This is a genomic window from Curtobacterium sp. NPDC087080, from assembly GCF_044745105.1.
In the GTDB taxonomy this organism is placed as follows: domain Bacteria; phylum Actinomycetota; class Actinomycetes; order Actinomycetales; family Microbacteriaceae; genus Curtobacterium.
The window spans coordinates 183041-198650 of the sequence record NZ_JBIUZP010000002.1; the positions used below are offsets into that span (position 1 = coordinate 183041).

Below are 15610 nucleotides of genomic sequence, written 5' to 3' on the forward strand. Positions count from 1 at the left end.
CCCCGGCCCGCGGTCGGGCGCTCCGGGTACGCTCGGGCCGGTGACCGACGGGACCGGACAGTTGCCCAGGACCGTGCCGTCCGGGGCCGGTGCCACCGTGCGTCGACTGGTCCACATCTCGCGGCCGGTCCTGTGGATCAACACGATCGGCTCGGGGTTCGTCGCAGTGTGGCTGACCGGCGCGCTGTTCGACCTCCGAGCGCTGCCGATCCTGATCTGGCTGACCCTGCCGTTCAACCTGCTCATCTACGGCGTGAACGACGTCTTCGACCAGGACACCGACGCCGCCAACCCCCGCAAGGGGTCGATCGAGGGCGCCAGGATCCGGCAGTCCGAGGTCCGGCTCATCGTCTGGGCCGTCGCCGTGGTCAACGTGCCGTTCCTCGTCGCGTTCCTGCTGACACTGCCGCCGCTCGCGAACGTCGCGATCCTGCTCTACGCCGCCGTCTTCGTCGGCTACTCGGCACCGCCACTGCGGTTCAAGGCCCGGCCGTACCTCGACTCGCTGAGCAACGCGGCCTACGCACTGCCGCTCGTCATCGTGCCGTACGCCCTCGGGGACGAACCGGTGTGGCCGGCCGCGGTCGGGCTGATGGCCTGGAGCGTCGCCAAGCACGCCTTCGACGCCGTGCAGGACATCGTCGAGGACCGTGACGCCGGCATCACCACGACCGCGGTGCGACTCGGACCCCGGGGGACCGCGCTGTGGAGCGGCGCCTGGTGGATCGTCTCGACGGTGTTGTTCGCCGTGGTGAGCCTCCCGGTGGCCGCCGTCAACCTGCTCATCGCGGGCGTCCTCGTCGTGAGCCTGCTCCGTGCACCGACCCCGGAGACCGGGCACCGCCTGTACCGGCTGTCGGTCGCCTTCCCGTACATCGCGGGGTCCTTCGCCGGGGTGCTGCTCCTGGTGTCCATCGTGCTCGGAGGTACGCGGTGAGTCGTGTCGTCGTCGTCGGAGGCGGGATCGGTGGCCTCACCGCCGCCGCCCTGCTCGCCCGTGCGGGGCACCGGGTGACCCTGCTCGAGGCCTCGGACCGGCTCGGTGGCAAGAGCCGGCGCATCCAGCTCGGGTCGGACCGGATCGACACCGGGCCGTCGCTCGTCACCTTCCCGGCGGTGTGGGACGAGCTGCTGCGGCGACTCGGCGGCCGCTCCGGCGAGGACGGGCACCTCGACCTGGTGCGCATGCCCGAGGTGGGGCGGTACTTCCACCGGGGCGAGGAGACCGCGCTGCCGGTGGGCCCCGACCACCCCTGGTACCCGGCGTGGCGACGGTTCGCCGACCTGCACGCGCCGCTCGCCGACGACGTCACCCGGCTCCTGCTCGCCGACCCGCTCGACCGGGCCGCCCTGCCGGCCGTCCGACGCCTGCTCTCGGTGTACGGCTCGCGGCTCACCACGCGCGCCTACCTCGACGGGCTGCCGTGGCTGCCGGACGGGCTGCGCGAGATCATCGCGATCCACACCCTGAACGCGGGGGTCTCACCCGCACGCACCCCGGCGCTCTACGCGAGCATGCCGGCGATCATGGCCGAGACCGGCGCGTGGGTACCGGAGGGCGGCGTGTACGAGGTCGTGCTCGCCCTGCAGCGCCTGGCCGAAGCAGCGGGTGTCGACGTCCGCACCGGCGAGGCCGTCACCCACATCGACCGCGGTGGGGTCACCACCGAGGGCGGACGCCACCCCGCCGACCTCGTGGTCAGCGCGCTCGACGCCGACCGGCTGGCCGCGCTGACCGGGCCGTCCCCGCTGACCGCGCTGCCGCGCCCACGCTCCCGGCCCCGGGCGCTCTCCTGCTCCGCCGTCGCGCTGTACGGCGTGCTGCGCGAGGAACTGCCGGAGGGCCTCGCGACGCACAGCGTGGTGCTGCCGACGAAGCCGGACGCACTGCACCGGAGCCTCGAGGCGGGCGACGAGCCGGCGGACACCATGGTGTTCGTCAACCACTACCGCGCGGGGGAGCTCTCGCCGAACCCGCACGGCACCGTGGGGGTCCTGCTCACCGCGCCGGCGGACGGCGGGCACTACGACATCGACCACCCCTTCGTGCGGCGCGAGGTCGAACGGGTCTCGGTGGCGCTCGGCCTCGACCGTCCGATCACGGACCTGCTCGACGACCACGTGGTCCTCGACCCGGAGTACTACGGCACAGGGGGTGAACCGCACGGGGCGCTCTACGGGGCCGCGCGTCCGCCGTGGCAGAGCGGCCCGTTCCACCGGCCCTCGTACAACGACCGGTGGCGGCCTTGGCTCTGGCGGGTGGGCGCATCCGTGCACCCCGGTGGCGGGATCCCGGCGGTCGTCGGCGGAGCGATGATCGCGACGACACGGCTGCTCCGGTCGAACCCGGCCTGAGCGCGCCCGCGCCGTCGCGCCCGCACCCTCGCTACATCTCCACCTCGATCGGCTCGGCACGGACGAGCTCGTGCACGCCCGCGATCACCTCGCTCGGGCGGAACGGGTAGCGGTCGATCTCGGCCTGGTCGCTGATGCCCGTCATCACGAGGACGGTGTGGAGTCCGGCCTCGATGCCCGCCTGCACGTCGGTGTCCATGCGGTCGCCGATCATGCCGGTGTTCTCGGAGTGCGCGCCGATCCGGTTCATCGCCGACCGGAACATCATCGGGTTCGGCTTGCCGACGACGTACGGTTGCTTGCCGGTGGCCTTCTCGATCATCGCGGCGATCGCCCCCGTCGCGGGCAGGACGCCCTCGGCGCTCGGCCCGGTGGCGTCGGGGTTCGTCACGATGAACCGCGCGCCGTCGCGGATGAGCCGGACGGCCTTGGTGATCGCCTCGAACGAGTAGTTGCGGGTCTCGCCGACGACGACGTAGTCCGGAGCGGTCTCGGTCATGATGAAGCCGGCTTCGTGCAGGGCCGTCGTCATGCCGGCCTCGCCGATCACGAACGCCGACCCACCGGGCATCTGCGAGCGGCAGAAGTCCGCGGTGGCGAGCGCCGACGTCCAGATGCGCTCCTCGGGCACCTCGAGCCCGGACCAGCGGAGCCGGGCGCTGAGGTCACGTGGCGTGAAGATCGAGTTGTTCGTCAGGACGAGGAACTCGGTCCCCTCGTCCAGCCACTGCTGGATGAGCTCGGGAGCCCCCGGCAGGGCCTGGTTCTCGTGGACGAGCACGCCGTCCATGTCGGTCAGCCAGCACTCGACTTCGTCGCGGGTCGCCATGGCCACAGCGTACTGGGGCGGCCTCGCGCCGGACCCGGTGGTCACCCGGCTGTGGAGAACTGGCCGACCGGACACCGAGCGGCGTTCGGCTTTGGGCTACGATTTTCGGGACACGTACCGGATCAAGGAGGCCCCCTGTGCTCGTCGACCCCGGCAACCCGACCGCCCAGCCGCGGACCGCGGCCGACCCCACCCTGCGCGCGCACCCGCAGAGCGGCACCGAGTCGGCACCGACGCCCGCTGCCGCCACCGCACCCCGTCGCCGCCGCGGCCGCCCCAACGTCCTGAGCCGCGAGCAGGTGGTCGACGCCGCCACCACCATCGCGAACGAGGAGGGCCTCGACCGCCTGTCCTTCCGCGCCCTCGGCGCGAAGCTCGGCGTCGCACCGATGACCGTCCACCGCACCATCGGCGGCCTCGACGACCTGCACGCCGAGCTCGTCCGCCGCACCGTCGACGAGTTCACCGCGACCTTCGTCTGGCCGGACGACTGGCGCTCCGTCGTCCACGTCTTCGCGTGCACCTTCCGCGACCTCATGCGCACCCACCCCCTCGTGCTCGAGTCGCACAGCCAGCGCGCCCCGCTCGCGTCCACCGAGTCCGACGCCGTCGTGGCGAAGGTCGTCGGGGCGCTGCAGCAGGCCGGGCTGCCCGAGCGCGAGGCCATGTACGCCTTCTTCGTGGTCTACGACTTCGTGGTCGGGCACGCCGGCGTGCAGGTCGGCCGCGGCGACTCCGAGGCCGGGCGCCCCGAGCGGCACCGGGTCGTCGGCGAGATCCTCGGCGAGCACTCCTACGACGAGCGCTTCACCCTCGGGCTCGAGATCATCACCGCCGGCATCGAGGCCCGTGTCCGCGCGCACGGCACCGCGACGTCGTGAGCACGGTCGACCCGCAGCAGGCGCGACGCGAGCGCGAGGCCCGGTACCGCGGTTCGACCACCGCGCTGACGATGACCGTCGTCGGCGCGCTGCTCGTCGCCGCCGCGGGGGCGGTCGGCGGACTCGCGGTGTCGGAGTTCGTCCTGCGCTTCCGGATGATGATGGTCAACAGCGTGTTCTCGGACAGCCCCGATCCTGAGACGCACTGGTGGGCGGTCCCGGGTGCGGTCTTCGGCACCCTGGTGGCCGTCGGCGTGTACGCGAGGTGGAACCACCGCTGGTCCGGACGCACCACCGACCTGGTCGGGCTCGGGCCGCTGCCGCTCTGGTTCGTCGGGGCCACCGCGTGCACCTGGTGGGCGACGACCACGCAGTGGCCCGCGCCGGACCGCGTCGGCGTGGCCGTCGACCCGACGTTCGGACACGACGAGACCTGGGGCATCGGCACCTGGATCTGGTACACCTCCGTGTGGTGGTTGCCGGGGCTCCTCACCGTCGTGACGGCCCTCGCGCTCGTGGCCGGCGGTGCGACGCGGGTCGGCCGCGGGAACCGTCGCGCCCGGCTCACCGACGTCATGGCGAACGGTCGACGCACGACGGGTGAGGTCACCGCGATCAGCGGCGGCACGACCCCGGACGCGTCGCGCACGCTGCTGCGGTGGACGTTCGCGTTCGTGGACCTGCACGGCGTCCGGCGCTGGGTCGAGCGGACCGAGGGCTTCACGCACGGCGCGGCACCGGTGCTCGGCGGGACGGTCACCGTGCTCTACGACCCGGCCCGCCCCGGCGACCGGAAGCGCATCTTCACGACGACCGGCAGCGGCGACGAGCCCGAGGACTTCCTGCGCCCCGGCACGACGTGACGACGGTCGAAGGTTGGCACTTCTCCACGAAAACTCGAAGCTCCTAGGCTCGTCAGCCGTGTCAGAACAGAACGCCCAGACCCCGCAGGACCAGTACCAGCCGTACGCAGCGGCGCCGGCCGCCCCGCAACGCACGAACACCCTCGCGATCATCGCGCTCGTGGCCGCGTTCGTCGCTCCGATCGTCGGGTTCGTCCTCGGCTTCGTCGCGATGTCCCAGACGAAGAAGCGTGGTGAGGGGGGCCGTGGCCTGGCGCTCGCCGCGGTCATCGTCGGCGGGGTGATCACGGTCTTCTACGCCGTGCTCTTCATCGCGCTCGTCGCGGTCGCGATGTCCGAGCCGTCGGTCACGTACCCGACGTCGTACTGACCCCACCCGGCCGCCGGCTGACGACGGTCGCCGGACGGGAGGCGCGGGGCACGCGCCCTACGCTGGTCAAGTGACGGGACGGCTGAGTGTCGAGCGGGCGCTCGCCGTCTTCGCCGCCGGCGACCGTCGCGCCGCCTGGGAGCAGCTGACAACCTTGGCGCGACGCGAACCCTCCGAACCCGCCTACCGTCGAGCCCTCGTGCAGACCTACCGTGCCGCCGGTCACCCCGACCAGGCGGCACGGTGGGGTGCCGCCGAACCAGCGCTCCTCGACGAGCGAGAGCGGCGGATGCTGCACCGCGCCGCTGCCCGTGCACGGTCAGCGTCGGAACTCCGGTCGTACCTCGCGCTGCCGGTCCTGCCGCCGGAGCTCGAAGCGTTGCTCCCGCCGCGCGCCGAGCAACGCCGACACCGGTCGGAACCGCTCGCCGACGGACTCGAGAAGGGCGCCGTGGTCGTGTCGGCCTTCCTCGCGGGGCCGGCGATCGCGATCGGCGTCGTCGTGACGCTCGTGTCGGCCTTCCTCGGAGACCCGTCCGCGCACGGGGCGGCGCAGGCCACGGCCTCGGGCGTGCTCTTCGCCGCAGCGGGGGTCGGGGTGCTCAGGCTCGCCGCGTCGGTGCTCCGCGGCCGCTGGGTCGTGGCGGCGCTCCTGCTCGTGGTGGTGGTCGTCGCGGTGGTCCTGCTGTCGGCCGCCGACCTGACCTCGTCGGCGCCGTTCGACCGGGCGGCCCTACCCTGGGGACCGTGAGCGCACTGCCCGAGCCGACGCACGAGGCCACCACCAACGGCGTCGGGCCCCACCCCGAGCCGTGGCCGGACGACCCGCGGCTCGACCCGGAACTGCTCGCGGCGGGGGACACCCGGAACGTCGTCGACCGCTTCCGGTACTGGTCGATGGACGCGATCGTCGCCGAGCTCGACACCCGCCGGCACGCCTTCGACGTCGCGATCGAGAACTGGCAGCACGACCTGAACATCGGGTCGATCGTGCGGAGCGCCAACGCGTTCCTCGCCGGCACCGTGCACATCATCGGACGGCGTCGCTGGAACAAGCGCGGGGCGATGGTCACCGACCGCTACCAGCACGTGCGGTACCACCCGGACGTCGCGGCGTTCCTGGTCGCGATGCACGAGGAGGGTCGGCCGGTCGTCGCCGTCGACAACACCCGCGGGGCCGAGCGCATCGAGACCGCGGCGATCCCGGAGCGCTGCGTGTTCCTGTTCGGGCAGGAGGGGCCGGGTCTGACCGACGAGGCCGTCGCCGGAGCCGACGCGCACCTCGAGATCACCCAGTTCGGGTCGACGCGGAGCATCAACGCCTCGGCCGCGGCGGCGATCGTCATGCACGCCTGGGTCGTCCAGCACGCGGTCCTGCCCACCGACTGATCCGCGGACGGCGCGAGCGTCGCGGGCGTGCGCGTCAGCGGGCGGCGGTCGTGCGGCGGGCGACGAGCCGGGGCTCGACCAGGGTCTCCTGCCCGGGAGCACCCGGGTCGGCGATGCGCGCGAGCAGACGCTCGCCGGCGCCGCGGCCGATCTCCACACTGCGGTCGTCGATGCTCGTCAGGCCGACGTAGGACGACGCCGCGAGCGGGGTGTCGTCGTAGCCCATCACCGACACGTCCTCGGGGACCCGCAGCCCACGCGCGGCGAGCCCGGACATCGCGCCGAGCGCCATCACGTCGTTCGCGGCGAACACCGCCGTCACGTGGGGGTGGGCGTCGAGCAGGTGCCCGACGGCCTCGGCCCCGGCCTCCTCGGTGGGCTCCACGGGCATGACGTGCGTGACGAGGGAGGCGGGCGACGGGGCGGAGGTGATCCGTGCCTCCAGGCCGGTGAGCCGTTCCGCGGACGCAGCCGAGCGTCCGCCGACGAAGCCGATGCGCGTGTGCCCGAGCGCGAGCAGGTGGTCGGCTGCCATCCGGCCGCCGGCGCGGTCGTCGTTCGCGACGGTGTCGGCGCGGGGGAGCACCGCGCGGCCGCCGGCGACCACGACCGGCATGCTCGCGGGGATCGCGAGGTCGGTGTCGGGCTCGCCGGCGATGACGATGCCCTCGACGCGCATGGACAGGAAGCCCTCGACGGGGGAGACGTCGAGCCCGGTGTTGAGGAAGCGATCGGCGACCACCAAGCGGTGCCCCTGGTCCTGCAGTGCCTCGCGCAGGCCGGTCAGCAGGTCGACGAACCACTGGTTGCGGAAGTCGTCGAGCACCACGCCGATCGTGCGGCTGCGGGTGCCGGCGAGGGAGACGGCGGCGGTGCTCGGCCGGTAGTCGAGTTCCTGGATGGCGCGGAGGACCGCCTCGCGGCGCTGGTCGCTGACCTTGGGGGAACGCTGCAGCACGAGCGAGACGAGGGACTTCGAGACGCCTGCGCGTGCGGCGACGTCGTAGATGGTCGCCGGTTTGCCGTCTGCGGTGGCGGACCTGCCGTCTCCCATGATCTCCCTCGACCGGTAGTGGTGTCCCTCGATGGTAGCGGGCCGGCCGCGCGCAGTTGTCAGGACATGGGGGGCAGCGCTCGCGGCGTGGAGGCGGCCCGGCGTGGAGGCGGCGCGTGGTGCCGCGTGCCCGCGCACAACCGGAAGCACGTCGCGCCACGGGGTTCCGTGGCGCGACGTGCTTTCCGTTGTGCTGACGACGACGCCCCCGCCCGCCGCTCCCGCCGCGCTACCCGATCAGGCTCGGCCGCAGGTCGCGCAGCGTCCGCGAGCGGGTCTGCCGCGCGGTGACGACGTACGACACGAGCAGCGCGCCGAGCAGCCAGCACGCGAGCACTCCCGCGTCGGACCACACCGCCGCGAAGGACCCGCCGTACATCGTCTGCCGGATCGCGTCGACGGAGTAGGTCATCGGCAGCGCGAAGTGCAGCGCAGCCAACGGCCCCGGCAGCGTCTGCCACGGGAAGGTCCCGCCGGCCGTGACGAGCTGCACGAGCATGAGCACCAGGCCGAGGAACTGTCCGACCGAGCCGAGCAGCACGTTCAGCGCCATGATGATCGCCGCGAAGGTCGCCGAGGCGAGCACCATGATCGCCACCGTCGGCCCGGCGTGCACCACGTCGAGGTCGAGCGCGAACCGCACGATCAGGAACAGCGCCGCCATCTGCACGAGCCCGAGGAGCGCCGGGGTGAGCCATCCACCGAGCACCACCCGCAGCGGCTTCCTCACGGCGGTGATCGCCCGCTTGGAGATCGGCTTGAGGATGAGGAACAGCGCGTACATGCCGATCCAGGCGGCGAGCGAGATGAAGAACGGCGCGAGGCCGGCGCCGTAGTTCGACGCAGCGGCGACGTTGTCGTCGCCGACCTTCACGGGGTCCGAGATGACGGACGCCTGCGAGGAACGCTGCGACGCCGTGGAAGCCGGGATCTTCGTGCGCCCCTGGTCGAGCTTCGTGGCGAGCTCCTTCGAGCCGTCCTCGAGCTGGTCCACCCCCGATGAGAGCTGCGAAGCGCCCGACGCCGCCGACGCCGCACCGCTCGCGAGCGAGGACGCCCCGGACGACAGCGTCGGTGCCGCGGCGGCGAGCTTCGACGTGCCCGCGGCGACCTGCGACGAGCCCGACGCCAGCTGCGACGCACCGGCCGACGCAGACGCGATGCCGTCCGCCAGCTGCGGCGACGCCGAGGCGAGCGCCGACGTGCCGGCCGCGACCTGCGCCGACCCGTCGCGGAGCTGGTCGACGGCGGACTTCGTCGCCGCGTAGGTCTGCTTGGCCGAGGCGCCGGCGCTGTTGACGTCGCCGACCGCCTTCGCGATCGCCTCCTGCTGCGAGGGGGTCAGCGTCGCACCCTCGGGCAGGTTCGCGGTGATCTGCGCGAGCAGCGCCTCGGCGTCGATCGGCTGCACCGCGTCGACGCCGGGGCTGACCGAGTCGACCTTGTCGGCCAGCGCGGCGTTCCCCGCGGCGACCCGCTGCGCGCCGTCGTTCAGCTGCGCGGTCTGCGCCGGCAGCGACGCGGTCTGCTGCTGGGCGGACTGCAGCCCGGACGCCAGGGTCGAGGCGCCCGACGCGACCTGCTGTGCGCCCTCGTTCAGCTGTGCCGTCTGCGACGGCAACGAGGCGGTGCCGGAGGCGAGCTGCGACGCACCGGCCGACAGCTGCTGGGTCCCGCTCGCCAGCGATGCCGCACCGTCGGCCGCCGTGGTCGCACCCGAGGCGAGCTGACCGGCCCCGTCGACGGCGTCGCCCAGGCTGTCCCGCACGTCGGCGAGTCCGACGAGCAGGCTCTTCGCGGCCTGCTTGCCGACCCGCTCGGCGACGGCCGTGCGCATGGTCTTGCCCGCCTGCTCCGCGATCGTCGAGGCCAGGTACGAGTTCGTGTCCGCGGTCGTCATGACGAGTTCGGCCCGCTTCGGGTCGTCGCCCTGCGCCGACACCAGGGAGTCGGAGAAGTCGTGCGGGATCGTCACGACGAAGTCGTACGTCCCGTTCCGCACACCCGAGCGCGCGTCGGCCGCTGTCGTCTCCGTCCACTTGAAGTCGGCGCCGTCGATCGCCTCCTTCGTGACGTCCTTGCCGTAGTCGACCCGGTCGCCGTCGAGCGTCGCGCCGGCGTCCTGGTCGACGATCGCGGCCGGGATCTGGTCGAGCTTGGCGTAGGGGTCGCGGTTCGCCCACAGGTAGGCACCGCCGTAGAGCAGCGGCACCACCATGAGGGCGACGAACGCCAGCCGGGCGAGCGGCGTGGCGGTGAGGCGCGCCAGTTCGGCGCGGATGAGCGAGGGGATGGTCACGCGGGTGCCTCCGTCGGGACGGTTGCGGGAGTCTCGGGGTCTGGACGGTCGGACTGGAGGCGCTGGTCGCCTCCGTCGGTCCGGGTCGCGTCGTCGGGACCCTCGGTGTGGACGGTGTCGAGCAGCTGCTCGACGGTGGCTGCGGCGGCCTTCGACGTCACGAGGACGACGGTCACGCCGCGGCGGGCGACGTCGCGCACCACCGCGAACCAGTCGGCCACGGCGCCCCCGTGTCGCTCGGGCGCGGTGAGCACGATGCCCGTGACCCCGTCCCGCAGCAGCGCGAGCTCCACGAGCAGCCGGACCCGCACGTCGGTCGGGACCCGCTGCACGTGCGTGTCGGCGTGGTCCCGCATCCCGAGCTCGTCGAGCACGGTGTCGACGTGCTCGCGGGAGGGACGCTGCCCGGCGAACGCGAGCTCCTCGCGCACGATCTTCCTGAGCGACATGACCGGGAACGGCTCGGCGACCCCGGGAGTGTCCACGAGCGCGAACTCCGAGCGGATCGCGGCGGCGTCCTCGTGCCCGTCGAGCAGCACCCGTCCGGTGTCGGGCCGCATCCGCCCACCGGCGACGAGCGAGGCGAGCACGGGCGCCTGTTCGGTCTCGACGGCGACGACCCCGGGGCGCCCGGGAGCGGCGACGGCGGAGACGACGGGCAGTGCGGCACCGGGCTCGTCGCCGATGCCGACGTGGTCGAGTTCGAGCGTCATGCGCGGGTCTCCTGCTCGGTCTGCGGTGCTGGGGCGGGGGCGGGGGCTGCCGGTTCGGACAGCAGTGCCGTGCGCCAGTCGATGCCGGCGGTGCCGAGCGCGGAGAGCACGACCGTGCGCCGACCCGACTCGTCGCTCGTGCCGGAGCGGGTGGCCTCGTCGAGCACGGCGATGCACGCGGCCTCGACGAGCCGAGCCAGCGACGCGGCGTCGACGTCGTCACGCATCGAACCGTCCTCGATGCCGAGCGCGCATGCCTGCCGGACCTGGGCGCGCAGCGGTGCGAAGACCTCGGCCACCGCCTCGGCGAAGGGGCTGCGGACGGCGACGCGCGCCATCGGGCGGACGTGCGACACCTCGGACCACAGCGCGACCGCGAGGGCGGCGAGTCGAGCGGCCGGCGGAAGCGCCGCGAGTGCGGACGAGTCGGGCATGGCTGCGGCGATCCGTGCGGCGCCGGCGGTCACGACCTCGCGCACGAGGTCGTCGCGGGAGGGGAAGTGTCCGTAGACCGCACGCCGCGAGAGTCCGGCGGCGGTCGCGATGGTCTCGAGCCCGGCGTCTGGTTCCTGCTGCAGGACGCGCTTCGCCGCCTCGATCAGGGCAGCGCGGTTCTCGGCGGCGTCCCGTCGGGGAGCGCGCCCGGGCTGCTCGGTGGCGGTCCCGCCACTGGTCGTACTGGTCACGGCATCCAGCGTAATAACCTGCACACCCCTGTGCAAGTTATCGGGTTACGTACCCCCGAACGAGGGACAGTCCCCCAAAGTGCGGACTGTTCCACCTGTGAACGAGCGCATAACTTCACAGGAATTCCCACCACGGACAGAGCCCGAGGAGTGCGCCCTGTGACACGTGCAACACCCAACCGTGCAGTACCCGAGCAACCACCCATCACGGAGCGCACCACGCGGTCACGCGTCGCACGCCTCCTGACCGCCGGGATCGCCGCCGTCGCCCTGTCCTGCGGCGGCCTCGCCGTCGGCGGAGCGGCGAACGCGGCACCGACCGGTCTCTCCCCGGCCGACCTCAAGCTCGCCGCACCCCTGCGCGATGCCAAGCCCCAGAAGACGGTCGCCGCGTTCGTGCGCACGACCGGCCAGGGTGCGCTCGAGGTCGACGCGAAGGCGAAGGGCGGCGACCTGACGAAGTCGAAGACGCCGTCGTCCGCCGCGCAGGAGCGCGTCCAGGCGATCACGTCGACCGTCGACGCCGTCCGCGCCGCCGTCAAGCGCTCCGACGCCAAGGCGACGGAGCTGTACTCGACCGAGTACACCGTCCCCGGTGTCGCGGTCGTCGCCGACGTCGACGCGCTGCGCGACATCGCGAGCCGCTCGGACGTCGAGAGCATCATCCCGCTCACCCCGAAGAAGATCGTCGACCCGACCCCGGGCGACGCCTCGAAGGCTCCGAGCGGTGTCGACCCCGACCTGGTGCAGCCGGGCGCGGACGGCGTCAGCCCGAAGAACGCGGCGAGCGACGTCTACACGCGTTCCCTCGACGCGTGGCAGCAGACCGGCCGCACCGGCAAGGGCGTCAATGTCGCCGTCCTCGACACCGGCCTCGACTACACGCAGGCCGACTTCGGCGGCCCGGGCACCACGGCCGCGTACGAGCAGGCCCTGGCGAGCACGAGCGCACCGGACCCCAGCTGGTACGACGCGGGGAAGTACCTCGGCGGCTACGACTTCGCCGGCCCCACCTACAACGCGGACTCCTCGAGCGCGGGGTACGACCCGACGCCGAAGCCGGACGCCAACCCGATCGACGGCAAGGGCGGCGACCACGGCACGCACGTGTCCGGCACCGCCGCGGGCTACGGCCTGACCGCGGACAAGAAGACGTTCCGCGGCGACTACACGAAGCTCACGAACCAGTCCGTCCAGGACATGTGGATCGGTCCGGGCACCGCGCCGGAGGCCGGCCTCTACGCCCTCAAGGTGTTCGGTGACGGCGGCGGCTCGACCGACCTGACCGGTGCCGCGCTCGACTGGGTCGGCCAGGCGCTGACCGAGGGCAAGGACATCAACGTCCTCAACCTGTCGCTCGGCTCCGACTACGGCGCACCGGACGACCCCGACAACGCCAAGATCGACGCGCTCACCGCCCGCGGTGTCCTGCCCGTGATCGCCTCGGGCAACGCCGACGACTTCACCGACATCGGTGGCTCGCCGGGCAACGCCGAGGGCGCCCTGACCGTCGCCGCGAGCGCCACCGGCCAGTCGCTGTTCGACGGCGTGAAGGCCACCGCGCCGTCCGACGTCGCGGGCACCTACCGCGCGCAGTACTCGCAGAACTACCAGGGCACCCTGCCGGTCGAGGGCGACGTCGTCGTGCCGACCACGAACATCGACGGCTGCCAGGCGTTCAGCGCCGACGAAGCCGCGAAGGTGAAGGGCAAGGTCGTCTGGCTGAAGTGGACCGACGGGGCGCTCGAGTGCGGCTCCGGTGTGCGCTTCAACAACGTCCAGGCAGCCGGCGGTGTCGGCGTCCTGCTCGCCGGGACGGTGACGAGCTTCGACTCGGGCGTCGCGGGGAACGCGACCATCCCGGGTGCCGAGCTGACCTCGGACAGTGCTGCGAGCCTCCAGGCCGCCGCGCAGGCCGGGACCCTGCACGTGCAGTTCGCACAGGAGCTCAAGGGCTTCCAGCTGGCGACCGACCAGGCGAACGTGAACACGCTCGCTCCGTTCACCAGCCGTGGTGTCCACGGTTCGTTCGACGACATCGTCAAGCCGGACGTCGCCGGCCCCGGGGTCAACGTGATCTCCGCGGCCAACGGCACCGGTGACGGCCGCATGTCGATGAGCGGTACCTCGATGGCGACCCCGCACGTGGCTGGCATCGTCGCGCTGACCTTCCAGTCGCACCCGTCGTGGACGGCACCGCAGGTGAAGGCCGCCGTGATGAACACCGCGACCCACGACGTGAAGCAGGGGGACCGGAACGCCACGCTGCTGCGCCAGGGCACCGGCCGCGTCGACGCGCTGCAGGCGGTCACCGCCGGCACCACGGTGCGCAGCATCGAGAACGACCAGCTCGTCACCGCCTCGTACGGTGTCGTCGAGGTCAGCGGGAAGACCACCGAGTCCCGCACCCTGCAGATCCAGAACACCGACGGCCGTCCGCACACGTACGACGTGGCGTACCAGGCCCAGGTGGACCAGCCGGGTGTCGCCTTCGCGCTGAGCACGAAGCGGGTCACCGCTCCGGCGCACGGCACCGCGACCGTCAAGCTCACGTTCACGATCGCCGACCCGACGCAGCTGCGTCGCGTCATCGACCCCACGCAGGAGTCGGTGCAGTCCGGCTACCAGCGTGAGTTCGTCGCCGCGGCGTCCGGCGTCGTGTCCTTCACGCCGACCGACACGAAGCTGAACCCGATGCGCCTCGGTGCGTACGTCGCGCCGAAGCCGGTCAGCGCCGTGCACGGGAAGGACATCGCGTTCTCGGGCTCGACCACGACCGCGGAGCTCGCGCTCACCGGCCGCTCGGTCGACCAGGGCGACGCCGTCACCGGGTACCACTCGGTCGTCGCACCGTTCGTCCTGGGCGGGACCGACCCGCAGGAGCCGCTGCCCGCCGGTTCGGCGCAGCAGTCCCTGCAGGCCGCCGACATCCGGGCCTACGGCGCGAACTACGACAAGGCGTCCGACACGCTGGCCTTCGGCGTCCAGACCGCTGGTGCCGACGCGAACCCCGGCGCGGTGACCAACGTCGAGGTCCTCATCGACACGAACCGCGACGGTGAGCCGGACTTCCTGGTGTACGACGCCAAGTCGACCACCATCGACGCGACGCTCGCCACCACGGTGGACCTGGCGACCGGGAAGACGGTCGACGCGCAGCCGCTCAACGGCGGCACCGCGGGGCAGGACGTCAACACGTTCGACAGCGCCGTCAAGGTGCTGACGGTGTCGGCGTCGACCATCGGTGCGACCGGTGCGTTCGACTACTCGGTGCTCACCGAGTCGGCGTACGCCCCGGCCCTGGCCACCAGCGGCTCGAACGTCGTGGACGAGACGGAGTCGGCCACGTACGACCCGTCGAAGCCGGCGCTCGCCTTCGCGCAGGGCACCGCCACCGGTGTGCTCTACGCCGACACGGGCTCGCTGCAGGTCACGCGACAGGCCGACGCCACCAACGCCCGTGTCCTGCTGCTCCACCTCGGCAACGCGGTGGGCGACCAGGCGGACGTGCTCCAGGCCGCGCAGACCGCGCCGACGCTCACCCTCCGCGAGGGCAGCGCCGTCACGATCTCGGGCACCCCGAAGGTCGGGAAGTCGCTCAAGGCGAACCCCGGCTCGTGGGACGGCAAGAAGGTCTCGTACTCGTACCAGTGGCTCCGTGACGGTGTCGCGGTGCAGGGTGCGACCGACCGGCGCTACACGCCCGGCACGACGGACGCGGGTCACCGCTTCTCCGTCACGGTGACGGCGAAGGCGACGGGCTACCAGGACGGGACGGCGACCTCCGCCGAGACCGCGAAGGTGGCGCCCCGCAAGTAGTCATCGACACGGACGCCCCGTCACACCATCCCGGTGTGACGGGGCGTTCGTCGTTCCCAGCGGGCGAGGAGTGCGGCAAAGGGACATGTAGTTAGGCGAACTAGGGAATCGGTGCGAGAGTGAGGCCATGCGATCCCACACCTCCCTGATGCAGCTCCGGGCCAACCCGATGGAGTGGCGGCGCCGTGGGCTGACCCCGCCCGATGCACTCCAGGCCATGGTCGAGGAACGCCTCGCACAGCCGGGTCACGCCCAGCCGGTGGGGGACCCGTCGTACCAGGACTTCTTCCGCGCCTGATCGCGGAACGTCACCACCTGACGGACGGGAGGCGCGGTGCCAGCTGGCACCGCG

14 protein-coding genes are annotated in these 15610 nt (G+C 72.5%); 9 read left to right on the top strand and 5 right to left on the bottom strand.

The genetic code is table 11. The features are described 5' to 3' along the window. The first annotated feature begins 40 nt into the window (after positions 1–40). Complete coding sequence (locus tag ACIPEQ_RS05115; RefSeq protein WP_126890133.1) at positions 41–937, top strand: UbiA family prenyltransferase; 897 nt, start codon at positions 41–43, stop codon at positions 935–937. Further along, positions 934–2355: a phytoene desaturase family protein gene (locus tag ACIPEQ_RS05120; protein ID WP_402714340.1), complete on the top strand. Its 1422-nt coding sequence runs from the start codon at positions 934–936 to the stop codon at positions 2353–2355. The genes ACIPEQ_RS05115 and ACIPEQ_RS05120 overlap by 4 nt, the downstream gene beginning before the upstream one ends. Positions 2356–2386: 31 nt before the next feature. Here ACIPEQ_RS05120 and ACIPEQ_RS05125 read toward each other — a convergent pair whose 3' ends face one another. Continuing rightward, the gene (locus ACIPEQ_RS05125; protein ID WP_137766440.1) at positions 2387–3184 is read right to left on the bottom strand and encodes an HAD-IIA family hydrolase; all 798 of its coding nucleotides are present in this window, start codon (positions 3182–3184) and stop codon (positions 2387–2389) included. Between the two features lie 137 nt (positions 3185–3321). Here ACIPEQ_RS05125 and ACIPEQ_RS05130 point away from each other — a divergent pair, with 137 nt between their 5' ends. From ACIPEQ_RS05130 to ACIPEQ_RS05150, 5 genes are all read left to right on the top strand, one after another. Continuing rightward, the gene (locus ACIPEQ_RS05130; protein ID WP_402714341.1) at positions 3322–4065 is read left to right on the top strand and encodes a TetR/AcrR family transcriptional regulator C-terminal domain-containing protein; all 744 of its coding nucleotides are present in this window, start codon (positions 3322–3324) and stop codon (positions 4063–4065) included. Next, a complete protein-coding gene (locus ACIPEQ_RS05135) occupies positions 4062–4928 on the top strand; it encodes a DUF3592 domain-containing protein (RefSeq protein WP_402714342.1) in 867 nt (288 codons plus the stop codon). The genes ACIPEQ_RS05130 and ACIPEQ_RS05135 overlap by 4 nt, the downstream gene beginning before the upstream one ends. Before the next feature lie 58 nt (positions 4929–4986). Further along, positions 4987–5298 carry a DUF4190 domain-containing protein gene (locus ACIPEQ_RS05140; protein ID WP_209676480.1) on the top strand — a complete coding sequence of 104 codons (312 nt, stop codon included), beginning with the start codon at positions 4987–4989 and terminating at the stop codon, positions 5296–5298. A 70-nt stretch (positions 5299–5368) separates the two neighbouring features. Beyond that, a complete protein-coding gene (locus ACIPEQ_RS05145) occupies positions 5369–6049 on the top strand; it encodes a hypothetical protein (RefSeq protein WP_402714343.1) in 681 nt (226 codons plus the stop codon). Beyond that, entirely contained in the window at positions 6046–6687 is a 642-nt protein-coding gene (locus ACIPEQ_RS05150; RefSeq protein ID WP_402714344.1) for a TrmH family RNA methyltransferase, read from the top strand. The genes ACIPEQ_RS05145 and ACIPEQ_RS05150 overlap by 4 nt, the downstream gene beginning before the upstream one ends. Before the next feature lie 34 nt (positions 6688–6721). On the opposite strand, the gene ACIPEQ_RS05155 is transcribed toward ACIPEQ_RS05150, so the two are convergent. From ACIPEQ_RS05155 to ACIPEQ_RS05170, 4 genes are all read right to left on the bottom strand, one after another. Beyond that, a complete protein-coding gene (locus tag ACIPEQ_RS05155; RefSeq protein ID WP_402714345.1) occupies positions 6722–7741 on the bottom strand; it encodes a LacI family DNA-binding transcriptional regulator in 1020 nt (339 codons plus the stop codon). Between the two features lie 229 nt (positions 7742–7970). Continuing rightward, the gene (locus tag ACIPEQ_RS05160) at positions 7971–10040 is read right to left on the bottom strand and encodes a YhgE/Pip family protein (RefSeq protein WP_402714346.1); all 2070 of its coding nucleotides are present in this window, start codon (positions 10038–10040) and stop codon (positions 7971–7973) included. Beyond that, positions 10037–10753, bottom strand: coding sequence for a hypothetical protein (locus ACIPEQ_RS05165; protein ID WP_402714347.1), 717 nt, complete (start codon positions 10751–10753; stop codon positions 10037–10039). Before ACIPEQ_RS05165 ends, ACIPEQ_RS05160 begins: the two co-directional genes overlap by 4 nt. Further along, the gene (locus tag ACIPEQ_RS05170) at positions 10750–11439 is read right to left on the bottom strand and encodes a TetR/AcrR family transcriptional regulator (protein WP_402714348.1); all 690 of its coding nucleotides are present in this window, start codon (positions 11437–11439) and stop codon (positions 10750–10752) included. Before ACIPEQ_RS05170 ends, ACIPEQ_RS05165 begins: the two co-directional genes overlap by 4 nt. Before the next feature lie 159 nt (positions 11440–11598). Here ACIPEQ_RS05170 and ACIPEQ_RS05175 point away from each other — a divergent pair, with 159 nt between their 5' ends. Both ACIPEQ_RS05175 and ACIPEQ_RS05180 read left to right on the top strand, forming a co-directional pair. Next, a complete protein-coding gene (locus ACIPEQ_RS05175; protein WP_402714349.1) occupies positions 11599–15258 on the top strand; it encodes a S8 family serine peptidase in 3660 nt (1219 codons plus the stop codon). Between the two features lie 127 nt (positions 15259–15385). Further along, a complete protein-coding gene (locus ACIPEQ_RS05180; protein WP_153257418.1) occupies positions 15386–15556 on the top strand; it encodes a hypothetical protein in 171 nt (56 codons plus the stop codon). Positions 15557–15610: the final 54 nt, after the last annotated feature.